A 4,948-nucleotide genomic window follows, 5' to 3' on the forward strand; every position below is an offset into this window, starting at 1 on the left:
AAGCGCCGAGGAAGGGATTTGAACCCTTGTGGTGGCGAGCACCAGCGGTTTTCGAGACCGCCGCCTTACCTAGCTAGACTACCTCGGCACTAAAATGGTATTCTAAAGTTTTTCCCAGCGTACTTTGCACTTTCTCCTAGATATTCTTCTATTCTTAACAATCTATTGTATTTAGAGCAACGTTCGCTTCTTGACGGCGCCCCAGTCTTAATCTGTCCAGATGATATTCCAACTGCTATATCTGCTATCATTGTGTCTTCTGTTTCACCACTTCTGTGGCTTACAACAACTGAGTATCCATTTCTATATGCAAGACTTGCCGTATCCATAGCCTCTGTTAGAGAGCCTATCTGATTAACTTTTAATAGCAAAGAGTTGCATGCGCCTTTCTTTATGCCCATGGCTAATCTTTTCTTGTTAGTAACAAAGAGATCATCACCAACAATTTGGATTTTTTTCCCCAACTTTTTTGTTATTTCTGTAAATCCTTCGAAATCATCTTCGGCCATTGGATCTTCTAATGAAATTATAGGATATTTAGAACTTACATCTGCAAATAAATCTATTAGTTCTCCCGGACTCATTTTTTTCCCCATTGCATTGTATGTATTCGTTTTTTCATCATAAAATGTAGAAGAAGCAGTATCTAGTGCAATCTTAACAACATCTTTGTAAGATAGTTCTTCAAGAGTAGACATAATTACTTCAAGAGGTTCAAATATTTCCTTCATTGGAGGGGCATATCCTCCCTCATCTCCCACATTAGTTGAACTTTTCCCATATTTCTTAGCTATAATTTTTTTCATATGATGATACACTTCAGCACAAATTCTCAAAGCTTCTGAAAAAGAGATAGTGCCTACCGGCATTATCATGAATTCTTGGAAGTTAAGCTCGTTTCCAGCGTGTTCTCCACCATTTATTACATTCATCATAGGTACTGGTAAAACATAGGTGTTTAAACCTCCAATATACTGATAAAGAGGAATATTAATTGTATCTGCAGCACATCTTGCCGCTGCTAGAGAAACTGACAATATTGCATTGGCACCAAAATTACTTTTATTTTCTGTTCCATCTTCTTCTATCATTATTCTATCTATTTCTCTCTGTTTTCTAATATCCATTCCTATTAGCAAAGGGGTAATAGTTTCGTTAACATTTCTGACAGTATTCAAAACTCCTTTTCCATTATATCGATCATTTTTATCTCTAAGTTCTAAAGCTTCATGTTTTCCAGTTGAAGCACCTGAAGGGACAATTGCTGAACCATATCCCCCTCCCGTTATAATTTCTGTTTCAATTGTAGGATTGCCTCGAGAATCAAGAACCTCTCTAGCTTTGATATCTATAATTTCAAACATCTCAAAATCTTTTGCACTGAGCATTAAAACACCTTCATTACATTAATAAATAGACAAATTTTAAGGTTTTCCATGGATATAGAAGATCTTTCGCTTACAAGAGAAGACATTTACCTTCTTAAATCAAAAGGATATGGTAAGTTGTACCCCCCTCAAGAAGAAGCAGTCAATAAAGGTCTTCTATCAGATAATAATCTAATTCTTGCAATACCTACAGCTTCAGGTAAGACCCTTATAGCAATACTTGCTATACTAAAAGCGATAAATGAAGGGCAGAAAGCAATTTATTTAGTTCCACTACGAGCATTAGCTGACGAAAAATATCGAGAATTTGAAGAATTAGGATTGAAAGTAGGGATATCAACAGGAGATTATGATCATCTTGACTATACTCTAAGAAGATATTCAGTATTAATTTTAACAGTTGAACGTTGTGACTCTCTTTTGAGAAATGATACTGATTTTTTTAATGAGTTCTCATTAGTTATTTACGATGAAATTCATTTGATTGATTCTCCAAAAAGGGGAGCAACGCTTGAGATAGTTATCTCAAAACTATCTGATAAAAGAATAATTGGATTATCTGCAACAATCTCAAACGCTGATGAAATTGCTTCATGGCTTGATGCAATTCTGATTAAATCTGAATGGAGACCAGTACAATTAAAAAAAGGAGTTTTTTTTAATGAAACAATTTTCTTTGAAAATGAAGAAAAAAATATTGGCCCAGTTGAAGATCCGGTTTTCCAATTATCTTTAAACTCCATAAATGAGGGGGGGCAGGTATTAATATTTGTGAATAGCAGAAGGGCTGCTGAATCATCTTCTGAAAAAATAGCAAAAAGGTTTCAGATAATAAATACAGAAGGAGAATTTTCAGATACGATATCTGGTAAGAAGCTAGGAAAGTTATTTAGACACGGTGTAGGATTTCATCACGCAGGTTTATTATCTGAAGATAGAAAAAAAGTTGAGGACTCTTTCGTCAATAATATGATAAAAGTCATCGTTGCAACTCCTACTCTTGCTGCAGGTGTAAATCTACCTGCAAGAAGAGTCATAATAAAGGATTATTACCGATTTGATTCGAATTTTGGTTCATTGAAAATTCCTAGAATTGAAATAGCACAAATGATGGGAAGGGCCGGCAGGCCGAAATATGATTCTTATGGCGAGGCTATATTAATTGCAAAAAGAGAAGAAGAAAAAGAATTTTTGTTCAAAGAATATATCGAATCTGAACCGTTGCCTATTTCTTCAAAACTTTCAACTGAGGGCGGATTGAGGGCACATGTTCTTTCACTAGTAGCATCTGGATATGTCAAAGATAGAAAAGCACTCCATGATTTTTTCAATAGGACATTCTATGCTTTTAAAGAAGAATCCGAATCAATGGTGCATTTGATAGACAAAACTCTTGACTTTTTAATAGAAAATAGCTTTTTAGAGAAAGATTTCACCCCCACCCCTTTAGGATCTATTGTTTCAAAATTATATATTGATCCTAAATCAGCAATAATAATTAGGGATGGTATACTAAAGGATAAATTTAATGATATTGGAATTCTCCATTTATTGTGTGCTACTCCAGATATGCCAACGCTTTACTTGAAAAAAAAGGAGTTTGAAATTTATCAAGAAGCACTTTCAGAATTCTGGGAAAAGATAATCACTGATATTCCAGACCCTTCTTATGAAGAAGCTGAATTTGAATTTTTTACATCTCAATTCAAAACAGCAATGCTTTTTCATGATTGGATAAATGAAGAAAAAGAAGAATTGTTAGTTCTAAAATATGGTATTGGAGAAGGAGATTTGCAGAGACTTAGAGAAAATATAGATTGGCTTCTATATTCATTTGAAAAAATTAGTCATGTATTTAGAAGAAATATCCCACAAATAAAAAATTTAAGAACAAGAGTAAAATACGGAATCAAAGAAGAATTAATAGATCTTGTTGAAATAAAAGGTATTGGGCGTGTAAGGGCTAGGAAATTATTTAATGAAGGGATTAAAAATAAAAGTATGGTAAATGTTGACAATCTTCCGATTATCAAAAAAGTATTAGGTGAAAGAATTTCTGAGGCGTTAGTTTTAGGTAAGGATTATGAAGAAAGAGGATTAAAACAAACAAAGATAGATGAATTTTAGAAAAATAAACGGCTGTGGGACATAATTAACCTGCATTTAGCTTCAAAAGATTGTGCCAGAGCACGAGGCATGAGACGGTGCAGTTTATTCTGCCCGTTAACTTCTGCTCTATCTTCCAGCCAAATCGCCTCTTGTCTGCTGAGAACGCAGATTCCGAACTTTCTCGTCTGTAGTACTCGTGAAGATAGCCTTCTGTGTCTCTCATAAATTCCTTCAAAGTGTTCTTCCATTTCTGTGAGCCTTTGAGCGTGCAGTTGTCCTTGGGTATTATATAGACTTTGGCATCGGGAAATCTGTCAACATATGACGGTTGGCTATAGTATTTGTCGAGCCTGACACTCTTTATAGTAATGTCAAGAGTTTTTAGCATCTCCATTGCCCTATCAAACGCTTCTTTCTCGCTTTTCAGGCTTGTTCCATAGGCAATGTACATGAAAGTGTTTAGATCAAGGAGCGCAAACTTAAATACAAACTCCCTCCGGAGCTGATTTTCTCCGTATTTTACTTCTTTTGCCCCATCATGCCTCTTTTATACTGCTGAAGAGTAGTGCTTATCTATGGTAAGCATGTAACCTGTTCCGTCTCCTGCTGTGTCGGCATTGTCTACGCCCTTCTTTTGTAGCATCAAAACATGGAGGTTATGGATGGCAAGAGCCACCTCTGGATCGGAGTACAGCCTTTCTATCGTCTTGTAGCTGACATCAATGTCATTTAGCATAGAAAAAATAACGAGCATGTTAGCCATCATCCTGTTGCTATGGCCAACAAGCTCTTTTATTAGAAGAAGAGTTACTCTCTGTTTAAGAGAGAGTTTTCGAATAGGGCCTCTCCCCTTGGTAGTTTTTATGCATTTTGTGGCTTCATCAATCAAGGGCGAGATTTCTCTAAATGCCGATCGAATGCTTTGGGATAGCTCTTTTTCATATTCTGGCCAGTTTCTGCCGGCACTTGATTTGACATAGCAATCAGAATAAACGCCAGCTTTTATGTCTTTTAGGCGCTTTCTGACCTGTTCTGTCGTCAGCATGTGGCACTAATAACCCAAAGCTTTATAAGGCTTTCCATGGATAGACTAACCATGCCACGAAAAGTTGAAGCTATAATAAATGGCCCGCTTAATCTAAGTGAGGAAGTTGTTCAGATTTATGAGCGAAAAGTCACTGCTTATGGAAACAGTGCAAAAGTAGATGCCCAGAAGAAGTACATAGGCTATCGAGCCTATGTAATTATTGTCAAAGACTAGCACCTAACTTCTATTTGGATGGGGGCAAAAGGAATTATGTCCCACAGCCTCATTTTTGTATAATCTTTTATAGGTATAATCCATTGCATTAATTCCCCATTTTTTTAGATGAGTATTTGGAAGCCCGTACCATTTGCTTTCATTATTATTTGAATAAGGTTCAGGTGTATCTACCCCCACAAGTCTAATC

Annotated in this window: 4 protein-coding genes, 1 tRNA gene and 1 pseudogene; 2 read left to right on the forward strand and 4 right to left on the reverse strand. The window is 36.0% G+C overall.

Going from position 1 to position 4,948, the window contains the following annotated elements; translation table 11 throughout:
- Window positions 1-3: 3 nt before the first annotated feature.
- Both KO464_09935 and eno read right to left on the reverse strand, forming a co-directional pair.
- Window positions 4-88, reverse strand: a tRNA-Ser gene (locus KO464_09935).
- 1 nt (window position 89) lies between these two features.
- The gene (gene eno, locus KO464_09940; protein ID MCC7573684.1) at window positions 90-1,388 is read right to left on the reverse strand and encodes a phosphopyruvate hydratase; all 1,299 of its coding nucleotides are present in this window, start codon (window positions 1,386-1,388) and stop codon (window positions 90-92) included.
- Between the two features lie 48 nt (window positions 1,389-1,436).
- Here eno and KO464_09945 point away from each other — a divergent pair, with 48 nt between their 5' ends.
- Window positions 1,437-3,515, forward strand: a complete 2,079-nt coding sequence (locus KO464_09945) for a DEAD/DEAH box helicase (protein MCC7573685.1) — start codon at window positions 1,437-1,439, stop codon at window positions 3,513-3,515.
- A gap of 25 nt (window positions 3,516-3,540) precedes the next feature.
- Here KO464_09945 and KO464_09950 read toward each other — a convergent pair.
- A pseudogene (locus KO464_09950) lies at window positions 3,541-4,542 on the reverse strand (ISNCY family transposase).
- Window positions 4,543-4,593: 51 nt separating this feature from the next.
- Here KO464_09950 and KO464_09955 point away from each other — a divergent pair.
- Window positions 4,594-4,758: a DUF2080 family transposase-associated protein gene (locus KO464_09955; GenBank protein MCC7573686.1), complete on the forward strand. Its 165-nt coding sequence runs from the start codon at window positions 4,594-4,596 to the stop codon at window positions 4,756-4,758.
- 3 nt (window positions 4,759-4,761) lie between these two features.
- Here KO464_09955 and KO464_09960 read toward each other — a convergent pair.
- The coding region (locus KO464_09960) for a thermonuclease family protein (protein ID MCC7573687.1) at window positions 4,762-4,948 on the reverse strand (187 nt) is incomplete at its 5' end.

Origin of the sequence: Methanofastidiosum sp. (assembly GCA_020854815.1) — an archaeon.
In the GTDB taxonomy this organism is placed as follows: domain Archaea; phylum Methanobacteriota_B; class Thermococci; order Methanofastidiosales; family Methanofastidiosaceae; genus Methanofastidiosum.